The following is an 18,984-nucleotide window of genomic DNA, read 5'->3' on the forward strand; positions in this document are numbered from 1 at the left end:
GCTTGCTGATCCAGGCCGAGCGCGGCGGTGATGATCCACGCCAGCGCGGTCAGCAGCGTGATGACGATGGTCGCGCTTTTGAAGACCCGGTCCAGGATCAGACGAACTCGACCTTCTTGATCTCGTAATAGCGGTCGCCCGACGGCGCCGAAACTTCAACCTCCTCGCCGACCTGGCGCCCGATGAGCGCGCGGCCGAGTGGCGAGTTGTAGCTGATTCGGCCCTGATTGGCGTCGGCCTCGGCAAGGCCGACCAGCTGGTATTTGATCTTCTTGCCGTCCTCGTCCTTCAGGGTCACGGTCGCGCCGAACACGACCTTGTCGCCCGACAGGGTCGTCGGATCGATCACCATGGCCCGGCTGAGCTTGTCCTCGAGGTCGGCGATGCTCGCCTCAATCTGGCCCTGGCGTTCCTTGGCCGCGTGATATTCCGCGTTCTCGGACAGGTCGCCGTGCGCGCGCGCCGCTTCGATCGCCTCGACGATCTCGGGACGCTCGCCCTTCAGCCGCTTGAGCTCGTCGCTGAGCTTGCGGTGGCCCTCTTCCAGCATCGGCACCTTTTCGGCACTCGCCATGATCAAAACCCTTTTTAAAACCCCGCTCCGGCGTGCCGTTCAGGCCCGCGATGCGGCGCGAATTGTATGAGAGAGCTCTAGTTCTCGGAGGCGGAATAATAGGATTGGAGGCTGGCGACTTCAAGCGCGTGCCCACGGACCGCCTCGATCGACCGCGCAGCGGCGAAACTAGCCGCCGCCGTCGTGAAGTACGGCACCCTTTTATGGAGTGTGGTCGCGCGGATCGAATGGCTGTCTTTCAGCGACTGCCAGCCTTCGGTGGTGTTGAACACGAGGTCGACATCGCCATCCAACAGCCGGTCGACGATGTGCGGCCGGCCCTGCGCGACCTTATTGACCGCGCTAACGGGCACACCCTTCTTCTCGAGGTATGCCGCCGTCCCGGTCGTCGCGATGATCGAGAAGCCGAGCTCGACCAACTTCTGGACCGCGGGGAGGATATTGTCCTTGTCGGTATCCTTGACCGACACGAACGCGGTCCCGCCCTGCGGCAGGATCATGCCCGCGCCGAGCATCGCCTTGGCGAACGCGATGTCGAAATCTCGATCGATTCCCATGACTTCGCCGGTACTCTTCATTTCCGGTCCCAAGACAGGATCGGTGCCCGGGAAGCGCGCGAACGGGAACACAGGGCCCTTGACCGCGATGTAGTCGAGACCCTGCTTGATCGCCTTGAAGCCCTTCAGCGGCTCGCCGGCCATGACCCGCGCCGCGATCTTGGCGATCGGCCGCCCGACCGCCTTGGCAACGAACGGCACGGTGCGGCTGGCGCGCGGATTGACCTCGATCAGGTAAACCTCGCGCTCCTTCACCGCGAACTGGACGTTCATCAGCCCTTTGACGCCGAGCGCGAGGGCCAGCTCACGCGTCTGTCGCTCGATCTCCCTGATGACTTGTCTGTCGAGGCTGTGCGGCGGGATCGCGCAGGCGCTGTCGCCCGAGTGCACGCCTGCTTCCTCGATATGCTGGAGCACACCAGCGACGGTCACGTCCGTCCCGTCGGAGATAGCGTCGACGTCGACTTCGATCGCGTCGCGCAAATAGCGGTCGATCAGCACCGGCGACCGGCCCGACACCTGGACCGCGGTCGCGATATAATGATCGAGCTGCTGGGGCCCGTCGACGACCTCCATGCCCCGCCCGCCGAGCACATAGGACGGCCTCAGGAGCACCGGGTAGCCGATCCGCTCGGCGACGCGCAGCGCCTCGTCTCGGCTCCGCGCAATGCCGTTGGCCGGCTGCTTGAGGCCGAGCTTGGCGACCAGCGCCGCGAACCGCTCTCGATCCTCGGCAAGGTCGATGCTGTCGGGCGACGTGCCGAGGATCGGCACGCCTGACGCCTGGAGCTCGGCCGCGAGCTTGAGCGGGGTCTGCCCACCCAGCTGGACGATCACGCCGAGGAGGTCGCCCTTGTCCTGCTCGCGGCGAACGATCTCGAGCACGTCCTCGGCGGTCAGCGGCTCGAAATAGAGGCGGTCGGAGGTGTCCGGGTCGGTCGACACCGTCTCCGGGTTGCAATTGACCATGATCACTTCGAAGCCGGCGCCGTCACGGCCAAGCGCGAAAGCCGCGTGGCAGCAGCAATAATCGAACTCGATCCCCTGCCCGATCCGGTTCGGCCCGCCGCCAAGGATCATCACTTTCCGCCGGTCGGAAACCTCGGCCTCGTCCTCGGGCTCGCCGAACAACGGGCCTTCGTAGGTCGAATAGAGATAGGGCGTCGCCGCATCGAACTCGGCCGCGCAGCTGTCGATGCGCTTGAACACCGGGCGCACGCCGAGCTTCAGCCGGTGCTCGCGAACCTCGGTCTCCGTGACCCCGCCGGTCATCGCGCGGATCGCGCTGTGCACCGTGCCCGAGCCGCCCGCAGCCACCGCTTCGCTCATCCCCCGCTCGACATGGGCCGAGCGGAGCGCGAGCTGCGCCAGGCGCGCATCGGAGAAGCCCAGAGCCTTCAGCCGCCGCATCGCCCGCGCGTCGTTCGGGAGCCCGCTGACGCGCACTTCCTCTTCCGCCTCTACGATTTCCTTGAGGCGGTCGAGGAACCAGGGGTCGAAGCCGGCGATCTGGTTGATCCGCTCGACCGTGAAGCCTTGGCGGAGCGCTTCGGCCGCGATCAGCAGCCGGTCGGGCGTGGCCCGCGACAGCGCACTCTCGATCGCCACCGGATCGGCATGTTCGAGCTCGCGCACCCGGTCGAGGCCCGTCAGGCCCGTTTCCAGCCCGCGCAGCGCCTTCTGCAGACTTTCGGCGAAGCTGCGTCCGATGGCCATCACTTCGCCGACCGATTTCATCGAGGTCGACAGCAAGGCTTCCGCGCCCTTGAATTTCTCGAACGCGAAGCGCGGGATCTTGGTCACGACATAATCGATGGTCGGCTCGAAGCTTGCCGGGGTGGCGCCGCCGGTGATGTCGTTGGCGATCTCGTCGAGCGTGTAGCCAACGGCCAGGCGGGCGGCGACCTTGGCGATGGGGAAGCCGGTCGCCTTCGATGCCAACGCCGACGAGCGCGACACGCGCGGGTTCATCTCGATCACCACCATCCGCCCCGTCTTCGGATCAACTGCGAACTGGACGTTGGAACCACCTGTTTCAACACCGATTTCGCGCAGCACGGCGATGCTCGCAGAGCGCATCCGCTGATATTCCTTGTCGGTCAGCGTGAGCGCCGGGGCGACGGTGATCGAATCCCCCGTGTGCACGCCCATCGGATCGATATTCTCGATCGAGCAGATGATGATGGCGTTATCGGCGCGGTCGCGCACGACCTCCATCTCATATTCCTTCCAACCGAGCACCGATTCCTCGATCAGCACTTCGGTGGTCGGGCTGGCTTCGAGGCCGCCGGTGACGATCTTCACGAACTCGTCGCGGTTGTAGGCGATGCCCCCACCGGTGCCGCCAAGCGTGAAGCTGGGGCGGATGATCGACGGCAGGCCGACGCTCTCCAGCGCTTCCAGCGCCTCGTCGAGGCTGTGCGCAATCGCCGAGCGCGGGCTTTCGAGGCCGATCTTGTCCATCGCCTCGCGGAATTTGAGCCGATCCTCGGCCTTCTCGATCGCTTCGGCATTGGCGCCGATCAGCTCGATCCCGAGCCGGTCGAGCGTTCCGTCCTTGAACAAAGCGAGCGCGGTGTTGAGCGCGGTCTGCCCGCCCATCGTCGGCAAAACGGCATCCGGCCGCTCTTTCTCGAGGATTTTGGCAACGATCGCTGGCGTGATTGGCTCGATATAGGTCGCGTCGGCAAGCTCGGGATCGGTCATCACCGTCGCCGGGTTCGAATTGACCACGATCACCCGATAACCCTCGGCTTTCAGGGCCTTGAGGGCCTGGCTTCCCGAATAGTCGAACTCCGCCGCCTGGCCGATGACGATGGGCCCGGCGCCGATGATCAGGATCGATTTGATGTCGGTACGCTTAGGCATGGTCTTGGGGCATCAGCCTTCCGGGAATTGCATGTTGACGAAGACGGGCTTGAGGCCGTTGCGGCGGGCCCATTGGGTGACGCAGGTGCGCTGTTCGGCGCTTGGGTTGTCGTGGATCAGCAGCAGGAGCTTCTTCTGCTCCTCGTCCTGGACCAGCTCGCCAAGCGCGAGACCGCAGCCGAGCGCGATGCTGTTGAGCGCCGCCTCGTCATGCATCCGCGCCGGCGTTACGCAGGCGGAGAGTGCGAGCAAGCAAGCCAAAATGCCCCACCGAGCGCTCATTGGCGCTGAGCCGGCGGAGGTTCGGCAATAAAGCCGAGCCGGAACGGTGGGTCGGCTTTTTGGAGGCCCTCCACAAAACAGATGAAGGCGCGTGACGGTATCTGGTTGGCATCGCCAACGACGGTGACATCGCGACCGGCGATCAGTTTCCATGACCCTTTCGGCATACCGCACCTGTCGGCTATGCTTCCGATAGCCTGCGCTGCTTGCATGTTCGTGTCCTGTGCTGATCCTGACTGACCGGCGCACGACGATAGGAGCGTGGTGACGAGCATCGCCTGAAGAGCGGAGCACTCCCTCACTTCATCGCCCCGACGAACTTCTCGAACAGATAGAAGCTGTCCATCGGGCCGGGGCTGGCCTCGGGGTGATACTGGACGCTGAACGCCGGCCGGTCGGTCAACTCGATCCCGCAATTGCTGTCGTCGAACAGGGACACGTGCGTCTCGCGGACATTGTCGGGCAGCCCCTTACGCTCGACCGCGAAGCCATGGTTCATCGAAGTGATCTCGACCCTGCCGTCCTCCAGCCTTTTGACCGGGTGGTTGGCCCCGCGGTGGCCTTGGAACATCTTTGACGTCATGCCGCCAACCGCCAGCGCGAGCATCTGGTGGCCGAGGCAGATGCCGAAGAGCGGCTTCCTGGTCTCCAGCATCTGCTTGATCACCGGCACCGCATACTCGCCGGTTGCGGCCGGATCGCCCGGCCCGTTCGAAAGGAAGAAGCCGTCGGGCTTGTGCGCCATGATCTCCTCGAACGTGGCTTGCGCCGGGACGACGGTCACGCGCGCGCCGGCCTCGACCAGCAGGCGGAAGATGTTGCGCTTGTTGCCGTAATCGACCGCGACCACGTGCGGCCGCTTCTTGTCGTCGCCACCAAGCTCATAGCCCTGCCCCCAGGCCCATTTGCCGCCGCTCCATTTCTCGACCTGTAGCCGGCTGACGTCCTTGGCGAGATCCATGCCCTCGAGCCCCGGCCAGTCGGCCGCCATCTTCTGCAGCTTGTCGAGGTCGAACTCGCCCTTGGGATTGTGCGCGACGGCGATGTTCGGCGGCCCGTCCTGGCGCACCAGCTTCGTCAGCGCGCGTGTATCGACGCCGGAAATGCCGATCCGGCCGAACTTCTTCATCCAGTCGGCGAAACCCTGGTTGGCGCGGTAGTTGCTGGGTTCCGTCACCACCTCGCGCACCAGGCAGCCGATGGCGTGAGCATCGGAGGCTTCGACGTCCTCGTCATTGGCGCCGACATTGCCGATATGCGGGAAGGTGAAGGCGATGACCTGGCTGGCGAAGCTCGGGTCGGTCATGATTTCCTGGTAACCGGTCATGGCGGTGTGGAAGCACAGCTCGCCAACTGCTTCGCCCTCGGCCCCGAACCCCTGCCCCCAGACCCTGCGGCCATCGGCGAACACCACGACTCCCGTCGCGCCCTCAGGCTGGGGGGCGCGCGTAGAGTGTGCGTCGGCCATGGGCGGTGGAAGCCTTCCGTCAGGGTCAGAACAGCGATGTCGCTAAGGCATTTCCGCTACGGACATTGCGCCCTCGGGTCAACGCTGGTCAGCCCGAAAATCGCTCGCTAGGGCAGACTCATGATCCGCGACGACATCAAGGCCGCAACCATCATCGCGATGAAGAGCGGCGACAAGGAAAGCACCGGAACGCTGCGGCTGATGTCCGCGGCGATCAAGAACCGCGACATCGAAGCCCGGACCGGCGGCGCGCCCAAGGACGACGACGCTTTGGTCACGGAAGTCCTCCAGAAGATGATCAAGCAGCGCCGGGAATCGGCCGACCTCTACCGCAAGGGCGGGCGCGAGGACCGCGCCGCGACCGAGGAAACCGAGATTGCCGTGATCGAGCGCTTCCTCCCCGCGCAGATGAGCGATGCCGAAGCGGAAGCGAAGATCCGTGAAATCATCACCGAGACGGGCGCATCCTCGATGAAGGACATGGGCAAGGTGATGGGACTGGTGAAGGAGCGCCTGGGCGCCGCAATCGAGCCCGCCCGCGCTTCGGCACTGGTGAAAGCCGCGCTGAGCTAGATTGCACGAAAAAGGCCCCGCCGCATCGCTGCGACGGAGCCTAGATTAGCGAAGAGTCTAGTTCGTTAGGCGGCCGCCCTTTTGCGGGCTGGCGCGTCCGATCCCATCCCCGTCACCGTCTCCATGATCATCTCATAGAGATAGATGGCGAGCGCGGTGGCGGCCGAACCGGCTGCACCGAGCTGCAGATTGCCGCACACAGCATTAAGCTGGGCGCCAACCGCCGGAAGGTTGCCGAGCGCCGCGCCGATTATCGGCAGGGCGATGACGGCGACCATCACCATGGTGAGCTTGTCCCGCCCGATGGCGAGACCCGCGAGAAGGCCGAGGACGACAAGTACAAGCGGCACGTTCATCATCGTCAAGGCGACGAAGCCGGCCACGATTGCGAGGATTACGTAGAGAGCGCGGGCAAGCCCGCCGATCTTCATCAACATAATAAAACCCCTCCCTTTTGATTCCGCCCAGCGATCTTCCGCCACTGTTTCGGAACAACAACAGTTTAATCGCTATTAACCGCGCTGGCCACCTTTTGAGGTCGCTCACCTGTGGATAACTTTTGCGGCGCGACTTGCTGGAATCGCGTGCTTTACTAGGGTCTTTCCCCGTGACCCTGTCCCCCGCCTGGCTGGATGAATTGCGCGCGCGAACGGTGCTGAGCGCCGTCATTGCGCCGACCGTCAAGCTCAACCGCGCCGGGCGCGAGTGGAAGGCGTGCTGCCCGTTCCACAACGAAAAGACGCCAAGCTTCACCATCAACGACGACAAGGGATTCTACCATTGCTTCGGCTGCGGCGCGCACGGCGACGCGATCCGCTTTCTTACCGACAATCGCGGCATGCAATTCATGGATGCGGTGAAGGAGCTCGCGGCCAAGGCCGGGATGGACGTGCCCGCCCCCGACCCCAAGGCGAAGGAACGCGCCGACCGCGCCTCGTCACTCACCGACGTCATGGGTGAAGTCGCCAAATATTATGCCGAGCAGCTCCAGGGCATCGGCGGCGGCGAAGCGCGTGAATATTTGAAGCGCCGAGGGATAGAGCCCGATGTCGTCGCCCGCTTCGGCATCGGGCTCGCGCCCGACAGCCGCACGGCGCTCAAGACTGCATTGAAGCATCTCGGCGAGGACAGGCTGATCGAAACCGGCATGCTGATCCAGCCTGAAGAGGGCGGAAAGGCATCCTACGACCGCTTCCGCGGGCGGCTGATGATCCCCATCCGCGACCCGCGCGGCCGGGTGATCGCGTTCGGCGGGCGGATCCTCGGCGAGGGTGAGCCCAAATATCTGAACTCGCCCGACACGCCGCTCTTCGACAAGGGCCGCACCCTCTACAATATCGATCGCGCCAGCCCCGCGAGCCGCGCCGCCAAGCGGCTGATCGTGGTCGAAGGGTATATGGACGTGATCGCGCTCGACCGCGCCGGCATATCCGAGGTGGTCGCGCCCAACGGCACGGCAGTGACCGAAGCGCAACTCGAGCGGATGTGGCGGCTCGACCCCTCGCCGATCCTGTGCTTCGACGGCGATGCGGCGGGCCGCAAGGCCGCGATCCGCGCCGCGATGCGCGCCCTGCCCCACCTGAGCCCCGAGCGGACCCTGCGCTTCGTCGAGCTGCCGGCGGGCCAGGACCCGGACGATGTGGTGCGCGAAGGCGGTCGCCAGGCGTTTGAGACCCTGCTCGCCAACCCGGAGCCATTAGACGCAAGGCTATGGCGCCACGAGATGATGTCGGTGACGATGACGACGCCAGAGGCCTGGGCGGGGCTGAAGGCGCGGCTGATCGCCCATGCCGCCAGCATCGGCCACGCCGATTTGTCGCGCATGTACCGCGAGGACTGGCTCAACCGCTTCTACGAGCAGCGCAGGCCAGCCGGCGGGCAGCAGCAGCGCAGACCCTTCCAGCTGAAAGGCGGCCGCTGGACCCCGCCCGCGCCGCCGGTCGGCGACCGGGCGCGAGCCATCGCCTCGACCGGCATCGACGGCCCGACGGCCAGGGCGCTGATCCTGGGCTTCATCAATTTCCCCGAAGAATTGCCCGCGCATTGCGGGGAATTGCAGAGCCTTCCGATCGCCGACAAATCGACCGCGCACCTCCGCGACGAGCTGGTCAACGCGGCCTTCTCAGGCGCAGCGCTTGATCGGGAGGGCCTTGCCACCATATTGGGCGGTGATGGAGCGAAGGGCGCGCCCGAGGGCGGCAGGTCCTCAAGCGCCATGGGTTTCTCCTTCACCCGCCGCGACAGCGACCCCGAACGCGCCCGAAGCGATCTGGCGGCAGCGGTCGAGATCATCGCCGCGGCGGAGGAGGTCGAAAAGGCCCTCGAAGATGCAACGGAACGGCTCAAGCGGGATTTCACCGACGAGGCCCTGGAAGAACAACAGCGCCTGATCGCGGCGCAGCAAGGATTGAAGGTGAGGCTGGCGCAGCTGGCCGGCACCGATTAACGGCTGGCCAAAGAGATAAAGGCAAATGGCGAAAAACGAACCCCAGCAAGTCGAAACCGAAGAAGAGGGCGACGCCCCCCTTCTCGACCTCAACGACGCATCTGTCCGGAAGATGATGGCCCGCGCCGAAAAGCGCGGCACGATCACCATCGACGAGATCAATGCGGCGATCCCGGCCGACCAGAACGAAATGATCGAGGACATCATGTCGCGCCTGTCCGAGCGCGGCGTGACGGTCGTCGAGAATTCGGAAGCCTCGGACGATGACGAGGAAGAGGACAAGGACGACGGCCCGCAGGAAGACGAGGTCGACCCGCTCGACGACGGCGGCCCCCGCCCCGCGGCCGCGACCAAGAAGGAACCGACCGATCGCACCGACGACCCGGTGCGCATGTACCTGCGCGAAATGGGCGCGGTGGAATTGCTCTCCCGCGAGGGCGAGATCGCGATCGCCAAGCGCATCGAGGCCGGCCGCGACATCATGATCTGGGGCCTGTGCGAAAGCCCGATGACCTTCAACGCGATCATCGGCTGGTCCAACGCGCTTAACGAAGGCCGCATGCAGCTGCGCGAGATCCTCGACCTCGAGGCGATGCTCAGCAAGGGCCCGACCGCCGAGCAGCTGACCGAAACCGAGGAAGGCGGCGAGAACGCCGAGGGCGAGATCAGCGAGAAGGTCGCCGGCCCATCGATCAAGGAAGAGGAAGAAGTCGCCGACGAGCCTGAGGCCCGGAACGGCGACGAGGAAGAAGAAGACATGGTCGAGCGGCGCACCCAGCCGCAGGCCGAGGACGACGACGAGGACAACACCCTGTCGCTCGCCCAGATGGAAGAGACTTTAAAGCCGCAGGCGCTCGAGAAGTTCGCGACCATCACCGCGTTGTTCAAGAAGTTCAGCAAGGTCCAGTCGGCGCGCATGGACGCGCTCGCGACCATGGCCGACTTCCCCGCCAACGAGGAAAAGAAGTACCAGAAGCTGCGCGAACAGCTGACCGCCGAGGTCGAAAGCGTCCAGTTCCATGGCGCCAAGATCGAGAGCCTGGTCGACGCGCTCTACGGCTACAACCGCCGCCTGACCGGGCTTGGCGGGCAGATGCTGCGCCTCGCCGAGCGCCACAAGGTGCCGCGCCGCGCCTTCCTCGAAAGCTACATGGGGCATGAGCTCGACGAGAATTGGCTGAAGGACGTCGCCGGGACCGACAAGAAATGGGCCGCCTTCGCCACCACCGAGCGCGAGACCGTCGACCGCATCCGCGGCGAGATCGCCGACATCGCCCAGGCGACCGGCACTTCGCTCATGGAATTCCGGCGGATCGTGAACATGGTCCAGAAGGCGGAGCGCGAGGCGCGCATCGCCAAGAAGGAAATGGTCGAGGCCAACCTTCGCCTCGTCATCTCGATCGCCAAGAAATACACCAACCGCGGGCTGCAGTTCCTCGACCTCATCCAGGAAGGGAACATCGGCCTGATGAAGGCGGTCGATAAGTTCGAATATCGCCGCGGCTACAAATTCTCGACCTACGCCACCTGGTGGATCCGCCAGGCGATCACCCGCTCGATCGCCGACCAGGCGCGCACCATCCGCATCCCGGTGCACATGATCGAGACGATCAACAAGCTGGTCCGCACCGGCCGCCAGTTCCTCCATGAGACGGGCCGCGAAGCGACCCCGGAAGAGCTTGCCGAGCGCCTCTCCATGCCGCTCGAAAAAGTGCGCAAGGTCCTCAAGATCGCCAAGGAGCCGATCAGCCTCGAAACCCCGATCGGCGACGAGGAAGACAGCCACCTCGGCGACTTCATCGAGGACAAGAATGCGGTGATCCCGGTCGACGCCGCGATCCAGTCCAACCTCAAGGAAACCGTGACCCGGGTCCTCGCCTCACTCACCCCGCGTGAGGAGCGCGTGCTGCGCATGCGCTTCGGCATCGGCATGAACACCGATCACACGTTGGAGGAAGTTGGGCAGCAGTTCAGCGTGACCCGCGAACGCATCCGGCAGATCGAGGCCAAGGCGCTGCGGAAGCTCAAGCATCCGAGCCGTAGCCGGAAGATGCGGAGCTTCCTGGATCAATAATCGAGCCTGAAGCTAGGCGACCGCGGCAGGAAGCGCGTTTTGGATGATAGTGGCGTCGTAATTTGCATGCTCCAGATGCGCTGCAGTGTCGAACTCGGCCAACACCTCGAGGCCGGGCAACGCCTGCAGGCGTTTAAGTCCCACGAGCATTTCTGAATGGCTGTCCAGCCACTTCCGTAACAAGGCTCCAAAGTTGTGCGGAGTAAGCGGCTTTCCATTCTCGATCAGAATTTTACATGCATCGACAAGCTGATGCATTTTTCGCTGGTACTGTTTCAGCAGTTCAAGGGTGACTCTCTGCGCCCCTTCCTTATTCAACTGCATCATCGCCCCATGATTGTTCACTGTGAGATAATAGCGCCCATCGTAGGACTGCAGCTGTGCGAAAGCCTGCCAAATGAGAAAGTTGGCGGGATGGTCCCACGAATCCTTGATGACGTACGCCGAAATCCGATGTGCTTCGAGCAGGTTCTCAAAAGCCGGCTTGAGACGCTTCGTTGCAAAATTTACTACCTCTGCTTTTAGTTGAACCGCGTCACCCGCATCGGGCGCATTGAAGGCTTTGGCTAATCTGCGATGTTGAAGTTCGGGTCGCACATCTATCCAGAACAGCCACGCGGTAAGCGCCACCGAGTAGATTACAAGCAAGGCTACGGCGTCGATCGATTGCGCGACTGGACCCCAAGCAGCCGCAGCGTCCGTTCGCTGTTTCCAGCTAAGCGGTAAGAATAAGAGAGTTAGAATTGAGCCAAATACCCCCAGCGCAATCCACGCGCGCCTCGTTATGCTCTTGGCTAGCTGTAGCAAGTGTCGGCTCCCCCTACTCACTCGCGAATTCGCGACGCGCCGGGATAGTCGGCCGCTGATTGATCGCGGACTCCGACGCCTTCGTCACTCGCTGGCGTCCTTAGCATCATAGGCATCGTTTCCGACCGTTGCTTCGGCGTCACCTGGGCTTACGTCCGGTGCTACACTGGCGGTCACGCCTTCGTCGCTTGATGTAGTCGTCGAAGAATCATCATCGTCGTCGACTGCCGCCAAGTCAGCGGCACGCGCTAGATCCTGCCGCACGATAGACGATCGATCACTGAATTCGACAAAAACGTCGCAGTGCCGGCCTGCGGCTACGATGTAAGTTGTCATCAAGTCGATGTACGGATGGTCGTCCCACTTAGGAATCGGCTTTTTCAGTACTTCTGTTGAAGGCGTTCCGGCATAAGTGCGGCCAAACAACGTTACCCAACTGCCACCTTTATCAGGAACCCCGCCAAGGTATTGATTACCACCTGCCGTCAGGAACAGTTTAGCCTTTGCATCTGAGCTCGGATAATAGAGCTTGCCGTAGTCGCGCGTTAGCCAGTCGAGCGTTCGATCGTTAATCGAGCGGCAGTCATCGCCATTTATCCCCCGCCCCTCCCCACTATATCGCAGCTCGATGTCCGTGACTTTGTCGAACTTGTTTAGGCGAACGACCAATCGGTACGGGATGCCGTCGCGTATCTGAAACGGAGCCCCGTTGAGCGGCGTGGATAATGAGCACCCATTGATTGGTAAATTTCTGTAGCAGTCTCGGACGTAGTACGGGTCGAATTGCTCGCCGTGCGCGGCCATGACCTCGTTAAAGCTCTGGCCGAACTTAATGTCAGCGTAGCCGTCTATCGGCTTCGAGCGAGGACGGTTATTTGTCCCGCGATCTGAATTTCCAGAATCGGAAGCTGGAACGCACGATGTTAAGAACAGCGCGCACACGAACGCCCAACGACCTTCCCGACCCGACATGCTATTTGAGCGAACATCCATTGAGCGAATAGCCTTCGCCGAGCGTCTCGCTGATGTCGGTACAAAGAAACGAAACCTTCTGACCCTTCTTAAGCGACGCAATTTTGGCTCCGTCCGCGGCTGAGAAGGTCGCCGACACTAGATAGCTGATGTAGTCGTCTGCGCCCCCCTCGAAGCTGATCGTCGGGTTGGCTGTGTCGCCGCCAAAATCCGCAATCTTCTCGTTGCTGAATGCCAGCCTATGTCGACCGTACTTGTTGCCCGCGGCAACCTTGTTGTCCTTGAGCTCCTTCCACAGGCTTTTGATGCCCGCGGCGATCACCGGGGCATTCGAATTATCGACTGTTTCACCAGTTGTGTTGAAAGCATTCTTGTTGAAGCCCTGAATGCCGGCTTTCGTCGCGTTAACCCAAGCGATGCAAACGAACAGCGCAATTGCCCCACAGACGATACCGGCTATCGCGAATGACCTCGGTGGCCGTCGCAGGGCGATAAGGCCGAATAAGATTGCGAGCGGCGCGAGTAGCCAGCTCACAAATCCGACGATTGGGATGAAAGACATCGCCAGACCAATGAGGCCGACGATGAAGGCCGCTTTTCCAAGTGAATTGTGATCAACGCGCATAACATCCGCCGCGTCAGTACTCATGCGACTTCCCCCTACCCAACGATGATTCGGCGCGTAGAGACTGACGCGGATTGAATGCGAATTCAATTTCCGCTGTCCTACAGCGGTGCTGTTGTGGCTTAAGCTGCGCGATGCAGCGTCCCGAACCTTCCCCGTTCACGCGGATCGCCGAGCCCGATCCTGCGCACTCCTTTCGCGCCCGCACGCGCAGACCTGCGAACTTTGGGAAGTTTGGCGCTCGCGGGAAGCGATTCCGACCGTGACGTGGCCTAAGCTTCCTAAACTTCCAGCTCGACCGGCACGGATTAGCATTCCTTCAACCCTCGCCGCCGCATCATCGCCGCATGCGCTGGCTCAGGACCATCCCGCTCGCCTGCCTGCTCACCGGCTGCCTCGCGCCGGGGGAGCGCAATCCGACGCGCTATCCGTGGGACCCGCGCAACAGGCCCGCCCTCGCCCCTGCCCCCACCCCTTCCCCGCATCCGCGGATCGAGGCGCGCGGGCTGGTCTCGCCCAACCCCGCCTGGCAGCAGCAAGCCGTGCCGATCACGTCCGAGAACAGCTATTGCGTGATGGCGATCGAGCAGGAGAGCAGGACCGGCATCACCGCCGGCGGCAACACCCGCGTCATGGCCTGCACCGCCCCAAGCAATTCTGGGCCCGCAAACCCGCCTTCGAAGCCGCACTAGGGCGCTCGATTGTAATCTTGCTGCCATGCTCCGTTCGCGCGGGCGGGCGTAAGGCCGCGCCTCCCCCAGTGCCGAGGGAGGAAAGACATGAAGAAACTGATGCTCGGATTGTGCGCGCTCGGCCTGCTGGCCGGGTCCGCGCCGTCGCTGGCCGCGACGCAATGCCGCAACAAGGCCGGCAAGTTCGTTAAATGCCCAAGTGCAAAAGCCGCCAAGCCGACCGTCTGCCGCAACGCCAAGGGCCACTACGCAAAGTGTAAGTAAGCGGCATCGGGGTCGGCGGGAATACGGGCATCATGGGATGCCCTGCCCCCGCCAACCCTCTGCCGCCGCCGGCCTCGCGTTAAATCGCCCCCGCTGGCCGGCGTCGTCAGACTGTTATTTTGAGGCCGTTACCAAAGGGGCCGCACGGGGCGGTGCCGCTCGCGCGTGACGTCATCCTTCAGCACATAGCTCTTGAGCTTGCGGCGGATCGTCGCCGCGCCCTCGCTGCTGTTGCAGACCAGGCGGGTGCCGCCGCCGGGAAGGCTCTCGATGGTCGAGATGCCGACCTTTTCCGAAAGGCAGCGGATCACCACGACGCCTTCGTCCAGGCTGAGGAAGATCGCGCGGCTCATCTGCGCTGGCTCAACGGGTCGAGTTTCCGCGCCTGCTCATCGAAATGGTCGCCAAGTGCCTCGATCGAGGTGCGCCCCGCCCGGGTGCGGGCGGCGCCGGCAAGCCGGCGGCACGACGCGGCCTGCTCGCGCAGGCCTTCGGCGGCCACGCTCGGTTCGGGCCGGGTGTCGGAAATATCGAATTGGTCCAAGATATGGTGCTCCGGCTGGTAAGCGGGAGCACAAAGGAGTCTCTCAGCCGCGGGGATGCCTAAGGGTCGAAAGGCCGCGCGATGGTTCCCCGTAGCACGCCGCGCCGCGAAAGGCGATCTCAGCCGAGGATTTCGAGCGCCGCCGCATAAGCGACCGGGTCGAACGCGCGGCGGGGGAATTTCGGATTGAATTTCAGCGCACACGGCGGCGCGCTCAACATCTTCTTGTCGGTTTTCTTGTATATGCTTTTCATGTCTCATTTCGGCGGATGTTCCGCCTTTCGTTTGGCCTCCTCGGCGCGCAGCCGCTCCGAGCGGGTCGCGCGGTCGGCGAGCGCGGTCCAGGCCGCTTCCGACCTTCTGTAGCGCTCGCGCTCGTGGGCGAGGGTTGCCGCTTCCGCCTCGGCCCGCGCCTGTGCGACGCGGGCGAGGTAGAAGTTGAGGTTGGAGCTGTTGGCCATGGGATTGGAGCCGCTGTGCTCCGTCACGGCTTAGGCCTGGTCGGCTAAGGGGGCGGGTTGGTCGTTGCTCGTCGACGCTTCGGCCGACTTGAGGTTGACTGCGGCCATCTTGCCGCGACGGTCCTGCTCGAGGTCGTAGCTCACGCGATCGTTTTCATTAAGGCTGCGCATGCCCGAACTCTCGAGCGCGCTGACGTGAACGAAAGCGTCGTTGCCGCCGTCATCCGGCGCGATGAAACCATAACCCTTGCTGTCGTTGAAAAATTTTACGGTGCCGATTGGCATGTGATCATTCCTTCATATTGGACAGCCGACGTCGGCCATCCTTCCGGCTAGGAGAAACAAGAGAAGGAATGAGGGGCCGCAAAGCGCCAAAGACCGTCGTTTGCGACTAGTAGCGACCCTTATATGGGCTTTCTTGCAGCCAATTGTAAGTGCCGGGCCCCGTTCGCCTAATTATCGTTGAGCGCGGGCTTGGCGGCGGCCTTGGCCGGCGACTCGCGCCTCACGCCGCGGCGGCGGCCGTCTTCGATCTGCCGCCAGAGGTTGATGGTTTTGTCGTCCATGGGATGCGGCGAACAAAACGTCGGCTGGGCGACACTGTTCCACTCCTCCCGCCGATCGGGGTGAGCCCGTTCGCTCACGCGGTGCGTTCAGGGGGCGTGGAGGTGGCGATGCGAAGACAGCATGAGCTCGAAACCGATGAAGAGCGGGATCTGCGGCTGGAAAAGGAAGCCCAGACGAAGCGCGAAAATGTCGCCGCGGACGACGCCGCGATCGACCGGATGATCAAGCGCAATATCGAGCAATACGGCGCCTAGCGCGACACGGAAGCCCTAGAGTATCTGGCCGACCGAATCGCCGTCGCGGGTGACGTCGCAGATCGGGCAGTCGGCGCTGTCCGCGGCTTGGCTGATCGCGTCTCGGTCGGACGCGGCGAGGATGTGCTTTTTCTTGATGATGGCCCCGCCGAGCTTGGCGAGCTTGTTGACGCGATACAGCTTCATGATTCCCCACCCGATCTAGGCCCAGCACTAACATAGTGTTTTTGGGCGAGAAATCCCTCGCCTGCATTACAATAGGTACGTGCCGCGCCCCGCGACGTGGCTTACGATCCGGAAACCATGATCCTTGGGGCAGCTTTAAACAGCCGCGCATAATCCGAAGGGCGGTAGCGTCGCCTCTGACTTTAGCGAGCTCGGGCGGCGCTACTACCCCTTCGAATCGATTAGGCCTTGAGGCCCTGCGCGGCCTTCCGCACGGCTTCCGCCTCCCGCAAATTCTCGCTGCGCTGCGCGCGGTCGGCGAGCGCGGTCCACGCTTCTTCCGACCGCCGGCAGCGGTCACGCACGTGATCGAGGGTTGCCGCCTCGCCTTCCTCGCGCGCCTGTGCAGCGCGGGCGAGGAAGAACTGGAGGTTGGAGGTACGGGTAACAGGTTCGGTCAAGGCTTATTCCGAATCCTCGGCTGGAGCTTCGCCGGCGTCGGCCGAGCCCGCTTCGTCGGCCGCGCGAAGGTTCGAAGCGGCCATCTTGCCACGGCGATCCTCTTCGAGGTCGTAGGCGACGCGCTGGTTTTCGCGCAGCGTGCTCATGCCCGCGCGCTCGACGGCGCTGATGTGGACGAATGCGTCCTGACCACCCTCGTCGGGCTGGATGAAGCCATAGCCCTTGCTCTCGTTGAAAAATTTGACGGTGCCGGTGGGCATATCTGTCTTCCTTCTAATGGCTGGGCCCGGATGTCGGGCCCTTGGTGCTAGGAGCGAAAAGGGAAGGAAACAGGAGCCGCAAAGCGCCAGAAACCGTCGATTTGCGACTAGTAGCGCGCGCCCTATGCGCCTTTTGCGGGGAAATTGGTAGGGCGAGCCGCTAAGGCCCTTGCGAATGTGCAACCTCTACACGCAGACGAAATCGGTCGACGAGGTCGCGCGGATCTTCCGCGACATGCAGGTCCCGCTCGTGTTTCCGGAAGGCGCGCCCAACCTTTCGCCTCGTGACATCGCCATCACCGATCTCGCGCCGATCGTACGCGCCGGTGCGGGGGGCGATGGATATGAACTGGTCGTCCGCCGCTGGAGCTGGCCCGGCCCGCACGGCAAGCCGGTCTACAACTTCCGCTCGGACGGCCGCGAATTCTCGTCCGGGCGATGCCTGATCGTGGCTGACGGCTTTTACGAGTTCACCGCGCCCGCCGACCCCAAGGCCAAGCGCAAGGATCGGTGGCTGTTCACCCTGCCCGACGGTGGCCCGCTGGGGATCGCGGGGCTGTTCCGCGCTGTGCCCGACATCGGCGAGGCGTTCACGATGCTGACCTGTCCGCCCGGCCCCGACGTCGCCCCGACCCATGACCGCCAGGTCGCGGTGCTGCCAAGCGTGGACTGGAAGGCGTGGCTCGATTACTCTGCTCCCGCAGGCGAACTCATCCGGACGTTGCCCGGCGGTAGCCTCGAGGTGCGCGCCGCGCCCCGTTGATCGAAAACAGCTTCACACCCCATTCAACTCCAGCGAGCTTAACCCGCTCCGACGCGACGCCCGAGATCCAACGCCCTTCGTGCCAGCATATCGCCTTCCCTCGCCCTATGACCGGCCGCCGCTGCAGCGGCGGGCGTCGGGCCTTGCGCTCGCGATCGGCGTCAATGTCGTGCTCATCCTGGTGCTGCTGGGCATGAGCAAGTTCGCTCCGATGGCACAGAAGGCGTCGCAAACGCTGACCGTGGACTTACTGCCTGAATCGCAAAGCGCGGCCAGCCACGAGCAAAAGAACAAGCCCCTCGATCGCCCTCGGGAGAAGTCGCATCCGGTCATCAAGCCGCCGCCGATCACCTTGCCGGTCAAACCGACGATCGCCCCGCCGCCGACGTCGCAGTCCTGGATTGAGATGACCAAGGAGGAGATGGCCGCCGCTGACGTCCGCAACTTGCCCAAGGCTGGAGCCGGAGCGGGATCAGCTGGCGACAGCGAAGTCGTCGGCAAGGGCCCGCACGGTGAGACGCTGTACGCCGCCGAATGGGCGCGTGAGCCCACCGACGCCGAATTGAGCGGTTACCTTCCGCGCAATGTCCAGGACGGTTGGGGGCTGATCGCCTGCAAGACCGTAGCGGGCAATCGGGTCGAGGATTGCGTCGAGCTTGGCCAGTCGCCCGCGGGCTCGCATCTCGCGAGCGCGGTTCGCCAGGCGGCGTGGCAGTTCAGGGTGAGGCCGCCGCGCAAGGACGGCAAAGCGATGGTCGGGGAATGGGTGCGGATCCGGATCGATTACGAGTTCAACCGAACCGCACAGCAATGATCAGGCGGCGGGCTCGCCTTCGGGAGCGCCGCGGCCGAGCTTGTCGGGAAGCGGTTCGCCCTCGGCTGTGAAAGCCAGCGACACGGAATTGATACAATAGCGCTCGCCCGTTGGCGGCGGACCGTCGGGGAAGACGTGGCCCTGGTGCGATCCGCAGCGGGCGCAGACGATCTCCGTACGAACCATGCCGTAGCTGGTGTCGCGGATGTATTTCAGGTGATCGGGGGCGAAAGGCTGGGTGAAGCTCGGCCAGCCGGTCCCGCTCTCGAACTTGGTACCGCCGTGGAACAGCGGCAGGCCGCACAGCCGGCAGGTGAAAACTCCCGGGCGTTTCTCATTGAGGAATACGCCGCAAAACGGCGCCTCGGTGCCGTGCTCGAGGAGGACGTGCTTTTCCTCATCGCTGAGGTCGGTGACGAGCTCCTGAAGCTGATCTTCCGTCGGCGGGGTCAGGTCGAACGCGGTTTCGATCGTATCGGACATTTGAACCCC

25 protein-coding genes are annotated in these 18,984 nt (G+C 63.6%); 8 read left to right on the forward strand and 17 right to left on the reverse strand.

What is annotated here, in order from left to right:
* Nucleotides 1-97: 97 nt before the first annotated feature.
* The 4 genes from greA to carA form a co-directional block, all read right to left on the reverse strand.
* Nucleotides 98-574 (reverse strand): transcription elongation factor GreA, encoded by a 477-nt coding sequence (greA, locus tag AC4K8G_RS02735; RefSeq protein WP_491732644.1) that lies wholly within the window; start codon nt 572-574, stop codon nt 98-100.
* 77 nt (nt 575-651) lie between these two features.
* Entirely contained in the window at nt 652-3,999 is a 3,348-nt protein-coding gene (carB, locus tag AC4K8G_RS02740; protein WP_491732645.1) for a carbamoyl-phosphate synthase large subunit, read from the reverse strand.
* A 12-nt stretch (nt 4,000-4,011) separates the two neighbouring features.
* Nucleotides 4,012-4,281, reverse strand: a complete 270-nt coding sequence (locus AC4K8G_RS02745) for a hypothetical protein (RefSeq protein WP_491732646.1) — start codon at nt 4,279-4,281, stop codon at nt 4,012-4,014.
* Between the two features lie 298 nt (nt 4,282-4,579).
* Nucleotides 4,580-5,749 carry a glutamine-hydrolyzing carbamoyl-phosphate synthase small subunit gene (gene carA / locus AC4K8G_RS02750; protein ID WP_491732647.1) on the reverse strand — a complete coding sequence of 390 codons (1,170 nt, stop codon included), beginning with the start codon at nt 5,747-5,749 and terminating at the stop codon, nt 4,580-4,582.
* A 120-nt stretch (nt 5,750-5,869) separates the two neighbouring features.
* On the opposite strand from carA, the gene AC4K8G_RS02755 reads away from it, so the two are divergent.
* Nucleotides 5,870-6,322, forward strand: coding sequence for a GatB/YqeY domain-containing protein (locus AC4K8G_RS02755; protein WP_491732648.1), 453 nt, complete (start codon nt 5,870-5,872; stop codon nt 6,320-6,322).
* A 65-nt stretch (nt 6,323-6,387) separates the two neighbouring features.
* Here the strand turns inward: AC4K8G_RS02755 and AC4K8G_RS02760 are convergent, their stop codons facing one another.
* Entirely contained in the window at nt 6,388-6,759 is a 372-nt protein-coding gene (locus AC4K8G_RS02760; RefSeq protein ID WP_491732649.1) for a hypothetical protein, read from the reverse strand.
* A 170-nt stretch (nt 6,760-6,929) separates the two neighbouring features.
* Here AC4K8G_RS02760 and dnaG point away from each other — a divergent pair, with 170 nt between their 5' ends.
* Both dnaG and rpoD read left to right on the forward strand, forming a co-directional pair.
* On the forward strand, nt 6,930-8,768 hold the full coding sequence (gene dnaG / locus AC4K8G_RS02765; RefSeq protein ID WP_491732650.1) for a DNA primase: 1,839 nt from the start codon (nt 6,930-6,932) through the stop codon (nt 8,766-8,768).
* Between the two features lie 25 nt (nt 8,769-8,793).
* On the forward strand, nt 8,794-10,842 hold the full coding sequence (gene rpoD, locus AC4K8G_RS02770) for an RNA polymerase sigma factor RpoD (protein WP_491732651.1): 2,049 nt from the start codon (nt 8,794-8,796) through the stop codon (nt 10,840-10,842).
* Nucleotides 10,843-10,854: 12 nt separating this feature from the next.
* Here rpoD and AC4K8G_RS02775 read toward each other — a convergent pair whose 3' ends face one another.
* From AC4K8G_RS02775 to AC4K8G_RS02785, 3 genes are all read right to left on the reverse strand, one after another.
* The gene (locus AC4K8G_RS02775) at nt 10,855-11,472 is read right to left on the reverse strand and encodes a hypothetical protein (RefSeq protein WP_491732652.1); all 618 of its coding nucleotides are present in this window, start codon (nt 11,470-11,472) and stop codon (nt 10,855-10,857) included.
* A gap of 261 nt (nt 11,473-11,733) precedes the next feature.
* Complete coding sequence (locus AC4K8G_RS02780) at nt 11,734-12,453, reverse strand: hypothetical protein (protein ID WP_491732653.1); 720 nt, start codon at nt 12,451-12,453, stop codon at nt 11,734-11,736.
* A 169-nt stretch (nt 12,454-12,622) separates the two neighbouring features.
* Complete coding sequence (locus AC4K8G_RS02785) at nt 12,623-13,270, reverse strand: DUF4190 domain-containing protein (protein WP_491732654.1); 648 nt, start codon at nt 13,268-13,270, stop codon at nt 12,623-12,625.
* A 323-nt stretch (nt 13,271-13,593) separates the two neighbouring features.
* Between AC4K8G_RS02785 and AC4K8G_RS02790 the strand changes: the two genes are divergently transcribed.
* Entirely contained in the window at nt 13,594-13,938 is a 345-nt protein-coding gene (locus AC4K8G_RS02790) for a hypothetical protein (RefSeq protein WP_491732655.1), read from the forward strand.
* 87 nt (nt 13,939-14,025) lie between these two features.
* Nucleotides 14,026-14,202 carry a hypothetical protein gene (locus AC4K8G_RS02795; protein ID WP_491732656.1) on the forward strand — a complete coding sequence of 59 codons (177 nt, stop codon included), beginning with the start codon at nt 14,026-14,028 and terminating at the stop codon, nt 14,200-14,202.
* Nucleotides 14,203-14,330: 128 nt separating this feature from the next.
* Here the strand turns inward: AC4K8G_RS02795 and AC4K8G_RS02800 are convergent, their stop codons facing one another.
* The 5 genes from AC4K8G_RS02800 to AC4K8G_RS02820 form a co-directional block, all read right to left on the reverse strand.
* Nucleotides 14,331-14,555 (reverse strand): hypothetical protein, encoded by a 225-nt coding sequence (locus AC4K8G_RS02800; RefSeq protein ID WP_491732657.1) that lies wholly within the window; start codon nt 14,553-14,555, stop codon nt 14,331-14,333.
* Nucleotides 14,552-14,746, reverse strand: coding sequence for a hypothetical protein (locus tag AC4K8G_RS02805; RefSeq protein ID WP_491732658.1), 195 nt, complete (start codon nt 14,744-14,746; stop codon nt 14,552-14,554). Before AC4K8G_RS02805 ends, AC4K8G_RS02800 begins: the two co-directional genes overlap by 4 nt.
* A 119-nt stretch (nt 14,747-14,865) precedes the next feature.
* Nucleotides 14,866-15,000, reverse strand: a complete 135-nt coding sequence (locus AC4K8G_RS02810; RefSeq protein ID WP_491732659.1) for a hypothetical protein — start codon at nt 14,998-15,000, stop codon at nt 14,866-14,868.
* A 3-nt stretch (nt 15,001-15,003) separates the two neighbouring features.
* Entirely contained in the window at nt 15,004-15,234 is a 231-nt protein-coding gene (locus tag AC4K8G_RS02815; RefSeq protein WP_491732660.1) for a hypothetical protein, read from the reverse strand.
* Nucleotides 15,235-15,237: 3 nt separating this feature from the next.
* Entirely contained in the window at nt 15,238-15,492 is a 255-nt protein-coding gene (locus tag AC4K8G_RS02820) for a cold-shock protein (protein ID WP_491732661.1), read from the reverse strand.
* A 389-nt stretch (nt 15,493-15,881) separates the two neighbouring features.
* Here AC4K8G_RS02820 and AC4K8G_RS02825 point away from each other — a divergent pair, with 389 nt between their 5' ends.
* Nucleotides 15,882-16,028, forward strand: coding sequence for a hypothetical protein (locus tag AC4K8G_RS02825; RefSeq protein WP_491732662.1), 147 nt, complete (start codon nt 15,882-15,884; stop codon nt 16,026-16,028).
* Nucleotides 16,029-16,043: 15 nt separating this feature from the next.
* Here AC4K8G_RS02825 and AC4K8G_RS02830 read toward each other — a convergent pair whose 3' ends face one another.
* The 3 genes from AC4K8G_RS02830 to AC4K8G_RS02840 all read right to left on the reverse strand — a co-directional run bounded on the left by AC4K8G_RS02830 (nt 16,044) and on the right by AC4K8G_RS02840 (nt 16,915).
* Nucleotides 16,044-16,214 carry a hypothetical protein gene (locus AC4K8G_RS02830; protein ID WP_491732663.1) on the reverse strand — a complete coding sequence of 57 codons (171 nt, stop codon included), beginning with the start codon at nt 16,212-16,214 and terminating at the stop codon, nt 16,044-16,046.
* A 221-nt stretch (nt 16,215-16,435) separates the two neighbouring features.
* Nucleotides 16,436-16,654, reverse strand: coding sequence for a hypothetical protein (locus tag AC4K8G_RS02835; RefSeq protein ID WP_491732664.1), 219 nt, complete (start codon nt 16,652-16,654; stop codon nt 16,436-16,438).
* A gap of 3 nt (nt 16,655-16,657) precedes the next feature.
* A complete protein-coding gene (locus AC4K8G_RS02840) occupies nt 16,658-16,915 on the reverse strand; it encodes a cold-shock protein (RefSeq protein ID WP_491732665.1) in 258 nt (85 codons plus the stop codon).
* 175 nt (nt 16,916-17,090) lie between these two features.
* Between AC4K8G_RS02840 and AC4K8G_RS02845 the strand changes: the two genes are divergently transcribed.
* Together AC4K8G_RS02845 and AC4K8G_RS02850 are read left to right on the forward strand one after the other, a co-directional pair.
* On the forward strand, nt 17,091-17,678 hold the full coding sequence (locus AC4K8G_RS02845) for an SOS response-associated peptidase (RefSeq protein ID WP_491732666.1): 588 nt from the start codon (nt 17,091-17,093) through the stop codon (nt 17,676-17,678).
* A gap of 79 nt (nt 17,679-17,757) precedes the next feature.
* A complete protein-coding gene (locus AC4K8G_RS02850; protein ID WP_491732667.1) occupies nt 17,758-18,492 on the forward strand; it encodes a hypothetical protein in 735 nt (244 codons plus the stop codon).
* On the opposite strand, the gene msrB is transcribed toward AC4K8G_RS02850, so the two are convergent.
* Entirely contained in the window at nt 18,493-18,975 is a 483-nt protein-coding gene (gene msrB / locus AC4K8G_RS02855) for a peptide-methionine (R)-S-oxide reductase MsrB (protein WP_491732668.1), read from the reverse strand. It abuts the gene before it with no gap.
* Nucleotides 18,976-18,984 lie beyond the last annotated feature (9 nt).

The organism is Sphingomonas sp. SP3 (assembly GCF_058514305.1).

Bases quoted from the DNA above. Each gene is read 5' to 3' on its own strand.
- carA (WP_491732647.1), bottom strand. From the start codon at position 5,749: ATGGCCGACGCACACTCTACGCGCGCCCCCCAGCCTGAGGGCGCGACG.
- AC4K8G_RS02830 (WP_491732663.1), bottom strand. From the start codon at position 16,214: ATGAAGCTGTATCGCGTCAACAAGCTCGCCAAGCTCGGCGGGGCCATC.
- AC4K8G_RS02825 (WP_491732662.1), top strand. From the start codon at position 15,882: ATGCGAAGACAGCATGAGCTCGAAACCGATGAAGAGCGGGATCTGCGG.
- AC4K8G_RS02780 (WP_491732653.1), bottom strand. From the start codon at position 12,453: ATGGCCGCGCACGGCGAGCAATTCGACCCGTACTACGTCCGAGACTGC.
- AC4K8G_RS02840 (WP_491732665.1), bottom strand. From the start codon at position 16,915: ATGCCCACCGGCACCGTCAAATTTTTCAACGAGAGCAAGGGCTATGGC.
- AC4K8G_RS02790 (WP_491732655.1), top strand. From the start codon at position 13,594: ATGCGCTGGCTCAGGACCATCCCGCTCGCCTGCCTGCTCACCGGCTGC.
- AC4K8G_RS02820 (WP_491732661.1), bottom strand. From the start codon at position 15,492: ATGCCAATCGGCACCGTAAAATTTTTCAACGACAGCAAGGGTTATGGT.
- msrB (WP_491732668.1), bottom strand. From the start codon at position 18,975: ATGTCCGATACGATCGAAACCGCGTTCGACCTGACCCCGCCGACGGAA.
- AC4K8G_RS02760 (WP_491732649.1), bottom strand. From the start codon at position 6,759: ATGTTGATGAAGATCGGCGGGCTTGCCCGCGCTCTCTACGTAATCCTC.
- carB (WP_491732645.1), bottom strand. From the start codon at position 3,999: ATGCCTAAGCGTACCGACATCAAATCGATCCTGATCATCGGCGCCGGG.
- rpoD (WP_491732651.1), top strand. From the start codon at position 8,794: ATGGCGAAAAACGAACCCCAGCAAGTCGAAACCGAAGAAGAGGGCGAC.
- AC4K8G_RS02745 (WP_491732646.1), bottom strand. From the start codon at position 4,281: ATGAGCGCTCGGTGGGGCATTTTGGCTTGCTTGCTCGCACTCTCCGCC.
- AC4K8G_RS02795 (WP_491732656.1), top strand. From the start codon at position 14,026: ATGAAGAAACTGATGCTCGGATTGTGCGCGCTCGGCCTGCTGGCCGGG.
- AC4K8G_RS02755 (WP_491732648.1), top strand. From the start codon at position 5,870: ATGATCCGCGACGACATCAAGGCCGCAACCATCATCGCGATGAAGAGC.
- AC4K8G_RS02845 (WP_491732666.1), top strand. From the start codon at position 17,091: ATGTGCAACCTCTACACGCAGACGAAATCGGTCGACGAGGTCGCGCGG.
- AC4K8G_RS02810 (WP_491732659.1), bottom strand. From the start codon at position 15,000: ATGAAAAGCATATACAAGAAAACCGACAAGAAGATGTTGAGCGCGCCG.
- AC4K8G_RS02800 (WP_491732657.1), bottom strand. From the start codon at position 14,555: ATGAGCCGCGCGATCTTCCTCAGCCTGGACGAAGGCGTCGTGGTGATC.
- greA (WP_491732644.1), bottom strand. From the start codon at position 574: ATGGCGAGTGCCGAAAAGGTGCCGATGCTGGAAGAGGGCCACCGCAAG.
- AC4K8G_RS02785 (WP_491732654.1), bottom strand. From the start codon at position 13,270: ATGAGTACTGACGCGGCGGATGTTATGCGCGTTGATCACAATTCACTT.